The following is a 16,279-nucleotide window of genomic DNA, read 5'->3' as shown; positions in this document are numbered from 1 at the left end:
GTCTTGTCGGGGCTGAGGATCTTGGCGGTCTCGGCCATGAAGTGCACCCCGCAGAACACGATGGTGTCCTCGGGCGCCTCCGCGGCGATCCGCGACAGGGCCAGCGAATCCCCCACGTGGTCGGCGACGTCTTGAATCGCGGGCAGCTGGTAGTTGTGCGCCAGCACGGTGGCGCCGCGCAGCTTCGCCAGGCGGCGGATCTCCGCGGCCCACTGCGCGTCGCCCTCCACACCGGTGTAACCGGTGGGCGTGTTGGTGACGTCGGCCATCATGTCTTCGGCGAGCGTGTCCATGCGATTCATAACCGTCACGGCGGCTCCTTTCAGCCCAGGAGGTTTTCGACTTATAATCGAAAACATGGCCCATACTAGCACTGAACACGAGGTGCTTGCGGTGGTGTTTCAGGTTCGCCAGGTAACGGGCGGCCCGCGAATACAGAAACCGCAGCTTAACGTGCTGTTATGGCAGCGCGCCAGGGACCCGCAGCGCGGTGCCTGGTCGCTGCCGGGTGGACGGCTGCGCAACGACGAGGACATGACCAGCTCGGTCCGCCGGCAGCTGGCCGAGAAGGTGGACCTCAAGGAGCTGGCGCACCTGGAACAGCTGGCGGTGTTCTCCGATCCGAACCGGGTGCCGGGCGCCCGGGTGATCGCCTCGACCTTCCTGGGCTTGGTGCCCTCCCCCGCCACCCCCGAGCTGCCGCCGGACACGCGGTGGCACCCGGTGAGCTGCCTGCCCGAGATGGCGTTCGACCACGGCCCGATGGTCACCCACGCCCACGCCCGGCTGGTCGCCAAGCTGTCCTACACCAACCTCGGGTTTGCTTTGGCGCCAAAGGAATTCGCGTTGTCCACGCTGCGCGACATCTACGGCGCCGCGCTGGGCTACCAGGTCGACGCGACGAACCTGCAGCGCGTGCTGGTCCGCCGCGGCGTGATCAGCCAGACCGGCACCATCGCGCAGTCCGGTCGCAGCGGAGGCCGGCCGGCGGCCCTGTACCACTTCACCGACTCCCGGCTGCGGGTCACCGACGAATTCGCCGCGCTGCGGCCCCCCGGGCAGCCGGGCCAGGTCTGACGGCCCGCGGCGCCCGACCCGGCAAGTTTGCGGAAAGCCCGGTCGGGGGACACAGGTGAATCGGCAACCGTGGCGCGCCTGACTGCCTTTCCCGGCGAGAAGTCGCCCACGATGCGGCGATTGCGTTTTGGTTACCTGCCGTTCATGGGCGAGAATGCCGGGTGGCCTAGAAGGGAGCCTCAATGGCTGAGCTCGGCAATCTGGCAGGCACACGCGGGGCGGAGTGGATCGCCCGGCCCCCACACGAGGAATTGCAGCGCAAAGTACGCCCGCTGCTGCCCTCGGACGACCCGTTCTACCAGCCGCCACTGGGGTTCCAACACGCCGAGCCCGGGACGGTGCTGCGCTCGCGCGACGTGGAGCTGGCGTTTTTGGGCCTGATTCCACAGCCGGTCAAGGCGGTGCAGCTGCTCTACCGGACGATGGACATGAACGGCGAGCCCGAGGCGACCGTGACGACGGTGATCGTCCCGGCCGAGCTCGCCCCGGAACGGCCCTGCCCGCTGCTGTCCTACCAGTGCGCGATCGACGCCGTGTCGTCGCGCTGCTTCCCGTCCTACGCGCTGCGGCGCAGGGCGAAGGCCCTGGGGGCCATCGGTCAGTTCGAGTACTTCCTGATCGCCGCCGCCGTCGCCGAGGGCTGGGCCGTCTCGGTGCCCGACCACGAGGGCCTGCACGGCCTCTGGGGTGCGCCGTACGAGCCCGGCTATCGCGTGTTGGACGGCATCCGGGCGGCGCTGGGTTCGGACCGCCTCGGGTTGTCCCCGTCGGCGCCGATCGGGTTGTGGGGTTACTCCGGCGGCGGCCTGGCCAGTGCCTGGGCCGCCGAAGTGTGCGCCGAGTACGCGCCCGAGCTCGACGTCGTCGGGGCAGTGCTGGGATCACCAGTCGGCGACCTGGGCAACACCTTCCGCAGGCTCAACGGCAGCTTCCTGTCGGGCCTGCCCGCGCTGGTGGTGGCCGCGCTCGCCCACATCTACCCCGAGCTGGACCGGGTGATCAAAGAGCACAGCAACGAGGAGGGGCGCGCCCTGCTCGAATCGCTCGAGAAGATGACCACCGTGGAGGCGGTCATCCGGATGGCCGGCAAGAACATGGGTGACTACCTCGACGAGCCGCTCGATGCCATCCTCTCGACGCCCGAGGTCACCCACGTGTTCGAGAACATCAAGCTGGGTGCGGCCGTCCCGACGCCGCCCGTGCTGATCGTGCAGGCGGTCCACGACTACCTCATCGACGTCAAGGACATCGACGTGCTCGCCGACGCCTATTCGGCAGGCGGCGCCCAGGTCACCTACCATCGCGACGCGTTCAACGAGCACATGCTGTTACACCCGCTGTCGGCTCCGATGACGCTGCGCTGGCTCACGGACCGGTTCGACCGCCGGCCGCTGACCGAGCATCTGATCCGGACCACCTGGCCGACGATGTTCCACCCGATGACCTACGTCGGGATGGCGCGCCTGGCCAAGATCGCCGCCAAGGTCATCTTCGGCCGGAGGATTCACCGCCGTCCGCTATGACAGGGGCGTGTCCGGTGCGCCCCCGGCTCCCACCGGCAGCGCGTCGCCAGACCGGCCGCCCGGAGGATAGGCGCCCAGGTCGTCGCGGGCGTCGGCGGCCGCAAACACCGCATAGAGCAGCGCGGCGATAGCGGCCGGCCACAGCAGGGTCAGCGCCACCCGCAGCGGATGGCCCGCGAAGAACACCGGCGGCGCCTGGATGACATACGCCACCGACGGGGCTTTCGACAGCGGCACCGCGTCGAAGTCCAGTGCGCCGTAGCGGAGCCGCACCAACGCCGCCCCGGTCGCCGTCGCGGCCGCGGCGACGGTCACCATGCCGATCGCGAGTGCGACCACCATTCCCGGTCCGCGCCGAACACGCCACTGCCACGCCAGCACCGGGGCCACCACGGCGAGCACGGTCAGCAGACCGAGCATCAGGCACGGCGCGTCGAAGAAGTGCTCCGACTCGGTGCCCAGATAGTCGTGGACCCGTTCACCCGCGCGGGTGAGCGCCACCACGGCGTGGATGGGCGGCGCGATCCACGCCCACAGCCCGCCGATCAGCACACCGAGCGCCAGGGAGCCCAGAGCGGCGACGGCGATCGCGCGAGTCCGGGACGTGGCCGGGGCGGTCGCGGGGGGCGCGGTTTCCGCGGGCTGGGTCACCGGTGGGCCTCCAGGTCGACGGAGTCGACCTGACCGTGCCGCGAGCACCGCGCCCGCCAGCCGTCGGGGCGAACCTGCACGACCATCCGGCGCCCGCATTCCGCGCAGAACCGGGGCGGCTCCAGGCCCAACTGCGCCGCTGTCGGCACTGCGGTGCCCCCCAATTCCCCGGTGTAGACGTTGTAGACGCCGGCACTGACCGGAGCACCAAGATCCCCAACCACAGTCGCCACGTCTCTTACAGGGTGGCGTTGAGCGCCTTGATGGGCATCTGCAGGTCGTCCAGCAGTTCCAGATCGGCTTCGGCCGGACGACCGAGCGTGGTCAGGTAGTTGCCGACGATCACCGCGTTGATGCCGCCCAGGATGCCCTTCTTGGCGCCCAGGTCACCCAGGGTGATTTCGCGGCCCCCGGCGAACCGCAGCATCGCGCGCGGCAACGCCAGGCGGAAAGCGGCCACCGACTTCAGCGCCTCGGCCACCGGCAGCACCTCGAGGTCGCCGAACGGCGTGCCGGGCCGCGGGTTGAGGAAGTTCAACGGCACCTCGTCGGGCCCCAGCTCGGCCAGTTCGGCGGCGAACTCCGCGCGCTGCTCGAGCGTCTCGCCCATGCCCAGGATGCCGCCGCAGCACACCTCCATCCCGGCGTCGCGCACCATCGACAGGGTCTGCCAGCGCTCTTCCCAGGTGTGGGTGGTCACGACGTTGGTGAAGAACGAGCGGGCCGTCTCCAGGTTGTGGTTGTACCGGTGCACGCCCATCGCCGAGAGCTGCTCGACCTGCTCGGCGGTCAGCATTCCCAGTGAGCAGGCGATGTTGATCTCGACCTCGTTGCGGATCGCCTCGATGCCGGCCGCGACCTGGGTCATCAGCCGCTCGTCGGGGCCGCGCACGGCGGCCACGATGCAGAACTCGGTGGCACCCGACTTGGCGGTCTGCTTGGCGGCCTCGACCAGGCTGGGAATGTCCAGCCGGGCGCTGCGCACCGGGGAGGCGAACAACCCCGACTGCGAGCAGAAATGACAGTCCTCCGGGCAGCCGCCCGTCTTCAGGCTGATGATGCCCTCGACCTCGACCTCGGGGCCGCACCAGCGCATGCGCACCTCATGGGCCAGCGCCAGCAGGTCGTCGAGCCGGTCGTCGGGCAGCTGCAGCACCTGCAGCACCTGCTCCCGGCTCAGTCCCTCACCGCGCTCGAGCACCTGGTCGCGGGCAACCGCCAGGATGTCTGCGCCGTGGGCGCCGGTCGCCGGTCGAGTGGCCGCTTGAGTCACCAGTACTCCCCTGCATCGTCGTTGGCCGAGCATGCGGCCACCCCTGCCATGTGGTGGCAGCGCGAATAAAAGTGTTCAAAGTAGGGTAACGGCCGCAGACGACAGCGTCCGCCGGGGTATCTCACCACCATGACCGATCCGCACGCCGTGTACGTCGCCCACCACATGCTCCTGCTGGCGATTCCGGCATTCCTGCCGGCGGTGGTGGTCGTGGCCGTGATCTTGTATGTCGCCTTGAAGGACCGTCGCGCCGGCGACGGCGACGCAGCGCCGGACGGCTCCGAAGCCCGCCACGGCGCCGACGAAAAACGTGATTGACGACACGCCCGCTGGGGCATTCCGCGAACAGACACTGGATCGCTAACTTACTCCGAAGTAAGTTAGCGATCGGCTGGACCGGACGCGAGTGTGGGAGGGCACAACGATGACGTCGACGGGGCTGATGCTGCTCGCCGAGCCACCGGCGCGGGGCGCGGGACTGAATCAGGTGATCGGCCTGTCGGTCGCGGCGGCGGTGATCGCCGCGGTCATGCTGTGGGTCGGTCATGCCCACCGCACCCATCGGATCGAGTGGTTGACCCGGGTCGCCGACAAGCTGGGCGAGAAGTTCCACCGGCCCAATTGGGTGGCACTTCCGGTCCTCATCTTCACGACGTTCATCATCTGTGCCCTGTTCGGGTTCATCTGGGACGTCAGCTGGCACATCGGCAACGGGCGCGACCCCGGCCCCTTGGCCAACCCCGCGCACTACTTCATCATCATCGGCCTGTTCGGAATCTTCGTCGCCGGCATGGTCTCGGTCGTGCTGCCGTTCGACAAGCCGGGCCCCGCGGCGGTGCGCATCACGCGCAACTGGTACGCGCCCGTCGGCGGCCTTCTGATGGCGGGCTGCGGGATGTACGCGATGATCGGGTTCCCCCTCGACGACATCTGGCACCGGATCTTCGGACAAGACGTAACTCTCTGGGGCCCAACGCATTTGATGATGATCGGCGGGGCGTGTTTCTCGCTCTTCTCGGTGCTGATGCTGGAGCGTGAAGGCGAGGCCCACGAAGCCGATGAGGTAACCCACGGCGCCTTCATCACCTTCTTGCGCTATCTGTCCTTCGGCGGGCTGTTCATCGGCCTGTCCGTCTACCAGATCGAGTTCGACTTCGGGGTCCCGCAGTTCCGGCTGGTGTTTCAGCCGATGCTTATCGCCGCGGCGTCCGCGCTGGCGGCCGTCGCCGCCCGCATGACGATGGGACGCGGCGCCGCGATCATCGCGGCGGTGTTCGCCATCGCGCTGCGGGGCGCGGTTGCGGTGCTGGTCGGCCCCATCCTGGGCGCCCCGATCAACTGGTTCCCGCTGTACTTGGGTCCCGCCCTCGTCGTCGAGCTGGTGGCGCTGACCCCGTTGATCAAGCGTCCGGTGGCCTTCGGCGCGGTCTGCGGCCTCGCGGTCGCCACGGTGGGGCTGTGGCTGGAGTCGCTATGGATCGGGGCTGTGTACCACTACCCGTGGCCGACGAGCATGTGGGGCGAGGCGCTGGCGATGTCGGTGCCCGTCGCGGCGTTGACCGGGGTATGCGGCGCGCTATTCGGCTTGGTCCTCACCGGCCGGCGCCTGCCGAGCCGCGGGGTCGGCATCTCGGTGGTGGCCGCGGCGGTGTTGGTGATCGGCGTCGCGGTGGCCAACGGCTTGCACATCCTCGTGCCGGGCACGGTGTGCTTCTCCTCCTCGGGCCGCCTGGGCAGGTTTTCGTAGTTGTTGATCCGGCCGGCGCCCCAGGTGAGGGCGCTGATCACCATCAGGGTCAGGAACAGCACGACGATCCCACCGGCGGTGAACAACCAGGCCGGCGCGCTCTGGTCGCGTTCGCGCTGCAGGATAGTGGCCTCATGATCGACAAGCTCGCCAAGGTCGGGCCGGGGCACTATCGGTCCACCCAGCCGGTCCCGGTGTGGGGAGACTGGAAGACGCTGTTGCGGGTGCAGGACGGCCGCACGATGACGGCCGTCCCGATCTACGAGCCGGCCGACGACGCGATCCCGGCGCCCGAGGTCCCGGCGCTGGCGTCCAGCACCCGGCCCTTCGTGCTGGAGGCCACTATCCTGCAGCGCGAACGCGACCAGAGCGCGCCGGCCTGGTTGTTCACCGCCGGTGGGATCGTCGTGCTGTTCCTGACCCTGATGGTGATCAGCGCCCTCACCTGGGGCGCCGGCCGGATCAACAACTACGAAAACCTGCCCAGGCGGCCCGAGGAGGAGAAGCACACCGTGCCCGGCACCCCCCAGGCGGCGTGATCGATGGCGATTCGTAGCGCCCTCACGGCGGCGTGGGCGGCGGCACTGGTGTGGGCCTTGGTCGCCTGCGGCGCAAAAGGGCCGGCCCAGCCGCCGCCGGCCGGCCTGGACGTCTACATCACCATCGCCAACAGCCAGGTGACCCCGACCAACGCCGCCCTGCAGGCCAGGGTCAAACAGCCGATCACCCTGCACGTCACCAGCGACGCCGCAGACGAGCTGCACGTGCACTCGACGCCCGACCACAAGTTCCCGGTGGCGGTCGCGGCCAACCAGACGTTCCAGTTCAGCGTCGACGTGCCCGGCAACGTCGAGGTGGAACTGCACCATCTGAACCGCACGATCGCGACCATCCAAGTCCAGCCGTGAGCTCCCGTGGCGCGACGGTGGTGCTCGCGCACGGTCTCGGCGGATCCGGCGACCTGCCGGTGCCGTACCTGTACGCGATGGTCGGCGCGGCGTGGGCGCTGACGTTCACCTTCGCGCTCGTGGCGTTCGCCTGGCGGCGGCCGCGGTTCGACCCGGGCAAGCCGGGCCGCCCGCTGCCGGCGGTGGTGACCGCCGTGGTCGACGCGCGGGCGACGCGGTGGACGGCGGCCGCGCTGGGGCTGATCTTCGGGGCGTGGGCGGTGGCGGCCGGGGTGTGGGGCCCGCGGTCGGAGACCAACGCCCTGCTCGGGGTGTTCTACGTGCTGCTGTGGGTCGGGCTGGTGGCGCTGTCGCTGCTGTTCGGCCCGGTCTGGCGGGTCCTTTCGCCGATGCGGACCGTGTACCTGTTGCTGCGGCGCGCCACGTCCGAGCGCCTGCACCGTGCGCGGTGGTCCTACCCCGAACGCTGGGGCTACCGCCCGGCCGCGCTCGGCCTGTTCGCGTTCGTCTGGATGGAACTCGCCAGCCCCGACCCGGCGTCGCTGCCGGCGGTGCGGGCGTGGCTGGGCGCCTATGCCGCGGCCATGCTGGTGGGCGCCTGGCTGTGCGGCCAGCGCTGGCTCGCCCGGGCCGACCCGTTCGGCGTGTACAGCATGGCGGTGTCCCGCCTGTCACCGTTTCGCCGCAACCCGCGAAGCGGGAAAATCGTCGTCGGCAACCCGCTCGATCATCTGCCGTCGTTGCGCGTGCGGCCCGGCGTGGTCGTGCTGCTCGCGGTGCTGCTCGGGTCGACGGCGTTCGACAGTTTCTCGTCGTCGCCGACGTGGCGCGGCTTCGCCGACGGCCTTTCTCGCGGCATGGGCCTGACCCCGACGCTGTCGTCGTCGGTGCTCCGAACCGCCGGGCTGATCGTCTTCATTTCCGTTGTGGCGGTGACGTTTTCGCTCGCCGCTCGCGCGACGGGCGGCGTGGACTCGCAGCAACGCCGTGCGCTGCCGGGCCAGATGGCGCATTCCCTGATCCCGATCGTGGTGGGTTACATCTTCGCCCACTACCTGACCTATCTGGTCGAGCGCGGGCAGCAGGCCGTGTTCGCGCTGGCCGACCCGTTCGGCCGCGGCTGGAATGTGCTCGGGCTGGCGCACCAGCAGGTGGCCTACGTGCTGTCCACCCACCCGCCGGTGCTGGCCGTGATCAAGGTGGCCTGCGTGGTGACCGGCCACATCGTCGCGGTGATCGCGGCGCACGACAAGGCGCTGCGGCTGCTGCCGAGCGGCCACCAGCTCACCGGCCAGCTGACGATGATGCTGGTCATGGTCGGCTACACCTTCACCGGCCTGTATCTACTGTTCGGCGGCTAGCCGATCAGGTAGTCCACCTTCTTCTCGCCGTTCCAGTGCCGCAGGCCGGCGAAGCTGCCCTCGACCAGCGGCGGGCGCCCCGCGATGCGTAGCGCCCGGCCCAGCGCCGGTCCCCCGACGTGGCGGGCCAGCGTGACGTGGGGCGTCCACTGGCCCGGCAGGCTGGTGGGCGCCGGCGCGGGTGCCAGGTGCTCGCCGCACAACCGGTGCACGTCCGCGTGGAACGCCAGCAACTCGACCGTGGGCACGATGAGCCGGGCCAGGATCGCGTTGGACCGCCCGAGCAGCAGTGACGCGCCGACCGCGCAGCCCAGCGGCAGCCGCTGGGTGATCGGCCGCAGGGCGGCGTCGGCCTCCCCGGCGATGCGGTCGGCCACCGCGAGCGTGACGTGCGGCCGCCCGGCGGGCGCCTGGCTCGGAATCCCGGCGCCGGACAGCGCCTCCCAGAGCCCACGGATCGTCGCCTCGGTCTCGCCGTCGAAGAGCAGCTCGATGGAATGGACCATCAGCGGACCAGCGCGGTGACCCAGTCGCGGTCGAACGCCGCCGCGCTCATGTCCGCGAACGCCGCGGCGTCCATCGCTCCCGCCCCTGCGGGCAGCGCCGCCCGCACCGGCGCCAGCCGGTCCAGGGCCGAGCGATTCGAGGTCTCCGCCGGTCCGGGCCTTGCCGGCCAGCTGCCGATCACCAGGCCGGCGCACGAAACATGTTGCGCGGCAAGCGCTTCCAAAGTGAGGGCGGTGTGGTTGAGAGTCCCCAGTTCCGCGGTGACCGCGACCAGCGCCGCGGCGGCCAGCTCGACCGCCAGATCGCGCAGGGTGACGCCCGCGTCGGCGAGTTCGACCAGCAACCCGCCCGCTCCCTCGACCAGGGTCAGCCGGCCGGGGCGGTCCAGGCCGGCGATCAGCCGCAGCAGCTGACGGCCGGTGGGCAGCGTCGCGCCGGCCTGCTCGGCCGCGGCGGCCGGCGCCAGGGGTTGCGGGTAGCGGGCCAGGCCGGCGACCTCCGTCACGCCGGACAGCCGGACGACCTCGGCGAGGTCGTCGTCCCCGGCGTCGGTGCCGGTCTGGACCGGCTTGCACACCGCCACGTCCATGCCCGCCTGGCGCGCGTGGCAGGCCAGCGCCGCGGTGACGACGGTCTTGCCGACGCCGGTGCCCGTGCCGGTGACGACCAGGACGGTCAAGGGCGCGTCACGGCGAGCACCTCGGTGAGCACCCGCCGGGCGAGGTCGAGTTCGGCCGCGTCCAGCGACGCGCGCGCGGTCAGCCGCAGCCGGGAGGTCCCGGCGGGCACGGTCGGGGGCCGGAAGCAGCCCACCTTCACGCCGGCGTCCAGGCAGGCGGTCGCGGCGGCCAGGGCCACCTCCGGGTCGCCGAGGATCACCGACACCACCGCCGACTGCGGGACACCGGGGACGTCGCAGGCCCCGGCCAGGATGCGGGCGTGCCGCAACACCGCCCCGGACCGCCAGGGTTCGGCCCGCAGCACGCTCAGCGCGGCCCGTGCGGCGCCCACCGCCGCCGGCGCCAGGCCGGTGTCGAAGATGAACGTCCGCGCCGCGTCGATCAGGTGCGCGCGCACCGCCGCGGGGCCGAGCACCACGCCGCCCTGACTGCCCAGCGCCTTGGACAGGGTCGTGGTCATCACCACGTCGGGGGCGCCCGCGAGCCCGAGCTCGTGCAGCAGCCCGCGCCCGTCACCGCGCACGCCCAGGCCGTGGGCCTCGTCGACGATCAGCAGCGCGCGGTGGCGACGACAGACCTCGTGCAGCTCCCGCAGCGGCGCCAGCGCGCCGTCGGCACTGAACACCGACTCGGTGATGACGACGGCGCGTTCCTCCGCGCGCGAGGCGAGGGCCTCCTCCACTGCGGCGACGTCGCGGTGCGGGGTCACGGTCACGCGGGCCCGCGACAGCCGGCAGGCGTCGACCAGGGAGGCGTGCGACAGGGCGTCGGACACCAACAGGGCGCCCCGGCCGGACAGGCCGACGACGGCACCCAGGTTGGCGGCGTATCCCGACGAGAACAGCAGGCCCGCCGATGCGCCGACGTATTCGGCCAGTTCGGACTCGAATTGCTGGTGCAGTTCGGTGTCGCCGGTGACCAGCCGCGAGCCGGTTGCCCCGGCGCCCCACATGCGCAGCGCTGCGACGCCGCCCTCGATCACGTCGGGATGCTGTGACAGTCCGAGGTAGTCGTTGGAGGCCAGATCGAGCTCGGTGGCGACGGCCGGGCGGGGCCGCAACGAGCGACGCAGCCCGGCCTCGCGGCGTTGCTTCTCCACGGCCTCCAGCCACGACAGCGGTGACGTCTCGATCGGTGCCTTCATCGGGGATCAGCCTAGTGGCGACCGCGAGCGCGGCGATGCCGGGCGCTGCGGGTCGACACTGCTAGCGGACGAGCTGGGCGACCTGCACCATCGCCGAGGTGATCTGGGCGATCTCGTCGGGCGTGCAAATGTAGGGCGGCATCGCGTAGATCAGGTTGCGGAAGGGGCGCAGCCAGACGCCGTTGTCCAGCGCCGCCGGGGTGGCGACGGCCAGGTCGACCGGGCGGGCGCACTCGATGACGCCGATCGCGCCGCACACCCGCACGTCGGTCACGCCGGTCAGCGCGCGGGCGGGTTCGAGGCCGGCCGCCAGCCCGGCGGACAGGCCGGCGACCCGCCCACGCCAGTCCTGGCCGAGCAGCAGCTCGACGCTGGCCACTGAGACCGCACAGGCCAGCGGGTTGGCCATGAAGGTCGGGCCGTGCATCAGCGCGCCGGCCTCGCCGGCGCTGATGGTGCGCGCGATCTCGGTGCTGCACAGCGTGGCCGCCAGGGTGACATATCCACCGGTCAACGCCTTGCCGACGCACATGATGTCCGGGCTCACCCCGGCGTGGTCGGCCGCGAAGAGCGCTCCGGTGCGGCCGAAGCCGGTCGCGATCTCGTCGAAGATCAACAGCACGCCGTGCCGTCGGCACAGCTCACGCAGGTCGCGCAGATAGCGGGGATCGTGGAAACGCATCCCGCCCGCGCCCTGCACCACGGGCTCGACGATGACCGCCGCCAGTTCGCCGGCATGCCGCGCGAGTTGCTGCTCGAACGCCGCGCTGTAGGCCGGGTCGTAGTCGCGCGGCACCTGCGGGGCGAACACCTGGCGGGCCAGGATGTCGGTCCACAGCGAGTGCATCCCGCCGTCGGGGTCGCAGACGCTCATGGGCGTGAAGGTGTCCCCGTGGTAGCCGCCCCGCCAGGTCATCAGCCGGTACTTGCCGGGCCGGCCGCGGGCGCGCCAGTACTGCAGCGCCATCTTGACCGCGACCTCGACCGACACCGATCCGGAGTCGCTGAAGAAGACGGTGTCCAGCCCCGGCGGGGTGATCTCCACCAGCAATTGCGCCAGCCGCGCGGCCGGCTCGTGGGTGAGCCCGCCGAACATGACGTGGTTCATCACGCCCAGCTGCGCGGTCAGCGCGGCGTCCAGCTCGGGGTGGCCGTGCCCGTGGATCGCAGTCCACCAGGAGCTCATCGCGTCCAGCGCCTCGATCGGCCTGCCGTCACGGATCAGGGTCAGCCAGGCGCCCCGGGCGGCGACCGCCACCACCGGCGCGACGGCTTCGCTGCCGATGGTGCTGTACGGGTGCCACACGTGCGCAGCGTCGATCGCGCTGATCTGCTCGGGCGTCAGCCCGGCCCTCGCCGCAGGCATAGTGATCGAGGGTAAAGCAGCCGAGTCGCACAAACTCCGCCCATCGTGGAGCATGGGACCCGATGGCTACGCCGCACCCGCCCGGTAAACCCGCCACGGGCCCCTATCCGACCAAGGACCCCAATTCCCCCCTGGTCGACTACGACGACGAAGCGCCACGGGTCATCCGGCTGCGGCTGGCCGCATGGGATGTGACCTGCACCGTCGTGTTGCTGGCCGTGCTCATCCTGCTGGCCACCGCGACGACGTGGCCGACCCGCCTGTTCGGCTTCCTCGAGCACGTGTGCGCCGACGAGACCTGCGGACCGGTGCCCTTCGGGATCGACTACTACATCCGCCCGGTGGTGTGGGGCGGAATCGGTGCGGCGATCGCCGCCGCCGTAGTCGGCCCTCTGGTGTCCATGCTGAAGGGCTGGTACATGTCCTTCTGGCCCGTGCTGGCCCTCACCCTGATCATGGTCAGCTCCGTCGCCGGCTCCCTGCTGACCATGTTCAGCGAACGCTACTGGGTGTAGGCGCCCCGCCGCCGCGGTTCGGCCGTCGGGCGCTCCGGGCGCCACGCTGAGACCCAAATCACAACTGTGCATACGGGATTCGCCCGCCCAGTCACCTTCCGGTCACGGTACGACAAAAAATCCCGCCGGAGGCTGGCGGCTAACAAGCGTTGTTGTCAGAGTGGTTGCAGTGACTGGTGTGAAAACAGGGGCTTCCCCCGCTGTTCACATCCGCAAAGGTCATGCAGCGGCGTCGGCCCCAATGTGGAGGCTCTCGCCCAAGTCATGCAACGGCGGCGGACGCGTGAAGTCACCGCGCTGAGGCCAGCGAGCCCTGAGAGGCCAAGGACATGAAACGCATCTACGCCTTCGCGATCGGTCTGGCGATCGTCGCGGCCCCGGTGGCCGCCGCCCCCGTCGTCGCGTCCGCCGACCCGGGCGCCCGGTCGATGGACTACCAGCAGGCCACCGACGTGGTGATCGCGCGCGGGCTGTCGCAGCGCGGCGTGCCGTTCTCGTGGGCCGGTGGTGGCATCAACGGCCCCACCCGCGGCACCGGGACGGGCATCAACACCGTCGGATTCGACGCCTCGGGCCTGATGCAGTACGCCTACGCCGGCGCCGGCATCAAGCTGCCGCGTTCGTCCGGGGCGATGTACAAGGTCGGCCAGAAGGTGCTGCCGCAGCAGGCGCACAAGGGCGACCTGATCTTCTACGGCCCCGAGGGCACCCAGAGCGTGGCGATGTACCTGGGCAACAACCAGATGCTCGAGGTGGGCGACGTCGTGCAGGTTTCGCCGGTGCGCGCCAACGGCATGGCCCCGTACCTGGTCCGGGTCCTGGGTGTCCCGTCGACGCCGGCCCAGCAACTGCCGCAGCAGCTGCCCGCGCAGCAAGCGCCGACGCAGCAGACCCCGTTGCAGCAGCCACCGGTCCAGCAACTGCCGACACAGCAGGCCCCGGTGCAGCAGGCGCCGACCCAGCAACTGCCGGCCCAGCAGGCCCCGCTGCAGCAGCCGCCGGTCCAGCAACTGCCGACCCAGCAGGCGCCGGTGCAGCAGGCGCCGCTGCAGCAACAGTCCGCGCAGGCCCCGCTGCAGCCGGCCCCGATGCAGCAACACCCGGTGCCACAGGCACCGGCGCAGCAGGCACCGCTGCAGCAGACCCCGATGCAGCAACTGCCGACCCAGCAAGCGTCGCCGCAACAGGCCCCGGTGCAGCTGCTGCCGCCCCAGCAATCTCCGTTCCTGCCCCCGGCGGCCGGCACCACCCGGTAATTCCCCGCGCTTCCCGGGGCGTTTTCAACACCGCCACCTGCTCCTGACCGGGAGCGGGTGGCGGTTTTCGGTAAATTGGCGGTCGATCATGTCGACCCTGTCCCTGCCTCCCCGACCGGTCGCGACCGCGAAACCGGTCACTTCGGGAGCGCGTAAGACGGGGTTCTATCGCTACGACCTCGACGGGTTGCGCGGCATCGCGATCGCGCTGGTCGCCGTGTTCCACGTCTGGTTCGGCCGGGTCTCCGGCGGCGTCGACGTGTTCCTGGCGCTGTCGGGATTCTTCTTCGGCGGCAAGATCATTCGCGCGGCGCTGAACCCGGCCGCCACCCTGTCGCCGGTGGCGGAGGTGATCCGGCTTGTGCGCCGCCTGGTCCCGGCTCTCGTCGTGGTGCTGGCCGGGTGCGCGGTGCTGACCATTCTGGTGCAGCCGGAAACCCGCTGGGAGACCTTCGCCGACCAGAGCCTCGCCAGCCTCGGCTACTACCAGAATTGGGAGCTGGCCAGCACCGCGTCGGACTACCTGCGCGCGGGCGAAGCCGTCAGCCCCCTGCAACACGTCTGGTCCATGTCGGTGCAGGGCCAGTTCTACGTCGCCTTCCTGCTGTTGGTCGCCGGGTGCGCGTACCTCTTCCGCCGTCGGCTGGGCGCCCGCCTGCGCACCCTGTTCCTGGTGCTGCTGACGGCGCTGACGGTCGCGTCGTTCGTCTACGCGATCGTCGCGCACCAGAGCGACCAGGCCGCCGCCTACTACAACAGCTTCGCGCGCGCCTGGGAGCTGTTGGTGGGGGCGCTCGTCGGTGCGCTGGTGCCGTCCATCCGCTGGCCGATGTGGTTGCGCACGCTGTTGGCCACCGCCGCGCTGGCCGCGATCGCGTCGTGCGGGGCCCTGATCGACGGCGTGCAGGAATTCCCCGGCCCGTGGGCGCTGGTGCCCGTCGGGGCCACCACGCTGATGATCCTCGCGGGGGCCGGCCTGCAGGGCGATCCCGCAGCCAAGGACCGGCTGCCGCTGCCGAACCGGCTGCTGGCCACCGGGCCGCTGGTCGCATTGGGCGCGATAGCGTATTCGCTCTATCTGTGGCACTGGCCGCTGCTGATCTTCTGGCTGTCCTTCACCGGGCACCGGCACGCCAACTTCGTCGAAGGCACGGCGGTGCTGCTGGTCTCGGGGCTGCTGGCATACCTGACCACCCGGCTCGTCGAGGATCCGCTGCGCTACCGCACCGCCGGGAGGGCACCGGCGCCCGCGCCCGCCTGGCTGGCCCACCTGCCCAGGCCCACGATGGCGCTGGGAACGGCGATCGTGCTGCTGGGCGTCACGCTGACGGCGACGTCGTTCACGTGGCGCCAGCACGTCACCGTCCTGCGGGCCGCGGGCAAGGAGCTCAGCGTGCTCAACCCGCAGGACTATCCGGGGGCCCGCGCCCTGACCGAGCACGTGCGGGTACCGGCGTTGCCGATGCGGCCCAGCGTGCTGGAGGTCAAGGACGACCTGCCGGCCTCCACCCGCGACGGTTGCATCAGCGACTTCGTCAACCCCGCGGTGGTGGTGTGCACCTACGGCGACGCGACCGCGGACCGCACGATCGCGCTGGCGGGTGGGTCCCACGCCGAGCACTGGCTGCCCGCGCTGAGCCTGCTCGGCCGGATGCACCACTTCAAGGTGACGACATATCTCAAGATGGGCTGCCCGCTGTCCACCGAGGAAGTCCCGTTGATCATGGGCAACAACCTCGCCTACCCGCAGTGCCGGGAGTGGGTGGAACAGGCGATGGACAAGGTGATCGCCGATCGCCCCGACTACGTGTTCACCACGACCACCAGGCCGTGGAACATCAAGCCCGGTGACGTGATGCCGGCGACGTACATCGGAATCTGGCAGCGGTTCTCCGACAACAACATTCCGATCCTCGGCATGCGCGACACCCCCTGGTTGGTCAAAAACGGCCAGCCGTTCGATCCGGCGGATTGCCTGGCCAAGAAGGGCGGCAACCCCCAGTCGTGCGCGATCAAGCGATCCGACGTGTTGTCCGACCGCAACCAGACCCTCGACTTCGTCACACAGTTCCCCCTGCTGAAGGTGCTCGACATGTCCGACGCCATCTGCCGCGCCGACGTGTGCCGCCCGGTCGAGGGCAACGTGCTGATCTACCACGGCGCGCACCACCTCACCCCCACCTACGTGCGGACCATGGCGGGTGAATTGGGCCGCCAGATCGCCGCCAACACCGGTTGGTGGTGAACGCGCCCGGCGCCGCTGACCGCGAC

Annotated in this window: 15 protein-coding genes and 2 pseudogenes; 9 read left to right on the top strand and 8 right to left on the bottom strand. The window is 70.5% G+C overall.

The annotated features are described in order from the left end of the window. On the bottom strand, positions 1 to 311 hold a 311-nt coding region (nadA, locus tag A9X04_RS18145; RefSeq protein WP_197509213.1), incomplete at its 3' end, for a quinolinate synthase NadA. Positions 312 to 357: 46 nt separating this feature from the next. On the opposite strand from nadA, the gene A9X04_RS18140 reads away from it, so the two are divergent. Together A9X04_RS18140 and A9X04_RS18135 are read left to right on the top strand one after the other, a co-directional pair. Beyond that, positions 358 to 1,077 carry an NUDIX domain-containing protein gene (locus A9X04_RS18140; RefSeq protein WP_067923340.1) on the top strand — a complete coding sequence of 240 codons (720 nt, stop codon included), beginning with the start codon at positions 358 to 360 and terminating at the stop codon, positions 1,075 to 1,077. Between the two features lie 182 nt (positions 1,078 to 1,259). Then, positions 1,260 to 2,600, top strand: a complete 1,341-nt coding sequence (locus tag A9X04_RS18135) for a lipase family protein (protein ID WP_067923337.1) — start codon at positions 1,260 to 1,262, stop codon at positions 2,598 to 2,600. On the opposite strand, the gene A9X04_RS18130 is transcribed toward A9X04_RS18135, so the two are convergent. From A9X04_RS18130 to bioB, 3 genes are read right to left on the bottom strand one after another with little or no spacing between them, the layout of a single operon-like run. Continuing rightward, on the bottom strand, positions 2,595 to 3,251 hold the full coding sequence (locus tag A9X04_RS18130) for a DUF2567 domain-containing protein (protein ID WP_067923334.1): 657 nt from the start codon (positions 3,249 to 3,251) through the stop codon (positions 2,595 to 2,597). The two genes, A9X04_RS18135 and A9X04_RS18130, sit on opposite strands and share 6 nt — an antisense overlap. After that, a complete protein-coding gene (locus A9X04_RS18125; protein WP_067923353.1) occupies positions 3,248 to 3,475 on the bottom strand; it encodes a hypothetical protein in 228 nt (75 codons plus the stop codon). Before A9X04_RS18125 ends, A9X04_RS18130 begins: the two co-directional genes overlap by 4 nt. A gap of 14 nt (positions 3,476 to 3,489) precedes the next feature. Next, positions 3,490 to 4,524, bottom strand: a complete 1,035-nt coding sequence (bioB, locus tag A9X04_RS18120; RefSeq protein WP_067923331.1) for a biotin synthase BioB — start codon at positions 4,522 to 4,524, stop codon at positions 3,490 to 3,492. A 129-nt stretch (positions 4,525 to 4,653) separates the two neighbouring features. On the opposite strand from bioB, the gene A9X04_RS18115 reads away from it, so the two are divergent. The 4 genes and pseudogenes from A9X04_RS18115 to A9X04_RS18095 all read left to right on the top strand — a co-directional run bounded on the left by A9X04_RS18115 (position 4,654) and on the right by A9X04_RS18095 (position 8,540). Further along, entirely contained in the window at positions 4,654 to 4,842 is a 189-nt protein-coding gene (locus A9X04_RS18115; protein WP_067923329.1) for a hypothetical protein, read from the top strand. 124 nt (positions 4,843 to 4,966) lie between these two features. Continuing rightward, a pseudogene (locus tag A9X04_RS18110) lies at positions 4,967 to 6,810 on the top strand (hypothetical protein). Between the two features lie 3 nt (positions 6,811 to 6,813). Then, positions 6,814 to 7,179 (top strand): hypothetical protein, encoded by a 366-nt coding sequence (locus tag A9X04_RS18100; protein WP_067923324.1) that lies wholly within the window; start codon positions 6,814 to 6,816, stop codon positions 7,177 to 7,179. Then, complete coding sequence (locus A9X04_RS18095; RefSeq protein WP_067923321.1) at positions 7,176 to 8,540, top strand: hypothetical protein; 1,365 nt, start codon at positions 7,176 to 7,178, stop codon at positions 8,538 to 8,540. The genes A9X04_RS18100 and A9X04_RS18095 overlap by 4 nt, the downstream gene beginning before the upstream one ends. Here the strand turns inward: A9X04_RS18095 and A9X04_RS18090 are convergent. From A9X04_RS18090 to A9X04_RS18075, 4 genes are all read right to left on the bottom strand, one after another. Beyond that, positions 8,537 to 9,046: a 2'-5' RNA ligase family protein gene (locus A9X04_RS18090; protein ID WP_067923318.1), complete on the bottom strand. Its 510-nt coding sequence runs from the start codon at positions 9,044 to 9,046 to the stop codon at positions 8,537 to 8,539. The genes A9X04_RS18095 and A9X04_RS18090 overlap by 4 nt on opposite strands. After that, positions 9,046 to 9,726: a dethiobiotin synthase gene (gene bioD / locus A9X04_RS18085; RefSeq protein WP_067923315.1), complete on the bottom strand. Its 681-nt coding sequence runs from the start codon at positions 9,724 to 9,726 to the stop codon at positions 9,046 to 9,048. The genes A9X04_RS18090 and bioD overlap by 1 nt, the downstream gene beginning before the upstream one ends. Beyond that, entirely contained in the window at positions 9,723 to 10,871 is a 1,149-nt protein-coding gene (locus A9X04_RS18080; RefSeq protein ID WP_067923312.1) for an 8-amino-7-oxononanoate synthase, read from the bottom strand. Before A9X04_RS18080 ends, bioD begins: the two co-directional genes overlap by 4 nt. Before the next feature lie 61 nt (positions 10,872 to 10,932). Beyond that, entirely contained in the window at positions 10,933 to 12,237 is a 1,305-nt protein-coding gene (locus tag A9X04_RS18075) for an adenosylmethionine--8-amino-7-oxononanoate transaminase (RefSeq protein WP_067923309.1), read from the bottom strand. A gap of 62 nt (positions 12,238 to 12,299) precedes the next feature. Between A9X04_RS18075 and A9X04_RS18070 the strand changes: the two genes are divergently transcribed. From A9X04_RS18070 to A9X04_RS18060, 3 genes and pseudogenes are all read left to right on the top strand, one after another. Next, positions 12,300 to 12,752, top strand: a complete 453-nt coding sequence (locus A9X04_RS18070; protein ID WP_067923306.1) for a hypothetical protein — start codon at positions 12,300 to 12,302, stop codon at positions 12,750 to 12,752. A 329-nt stretch (positions 12,753 to 13,081) separates the two neighbouring features. Further along, positions 13,082 to 13,753, top strand: a pseudogene (gene ripD, locus A9X04_RS18065) (NlpC/P60 family peptidoglycan-binding protein RipD); the annotation flags it as partial. A gap of 343 nt (positions 13,754 to 14,096) precedes the next feature. Beyond that, positions 14,097 to 16,253 (top strand): acyltransferase family protein, encoded by a 2,157-nt coding sequence (locus A9X04_RS18060; RefSeq protein ID WP_067923300.1) that lies wholly within the window; start codon positions 14,097 to 14,099, stop codon positions 16,251 to 16,253. Positions 16,254 to 16,279: the final 26 nt, after the last annotated feature.

The sequence above is a fragment of the Mycobacterium sp. E3247 genome, assembly GCF_001667785.1.
Classification (GTDB): domain Bacteria; phylum Actinomycetota; class Actinomycetes; order Mycobacteriales; family Mycobacteriaceae; genus Mycobacterium.
This window is presented reverse-complemented; position numbering and strand designations above follow the sequence as displayed.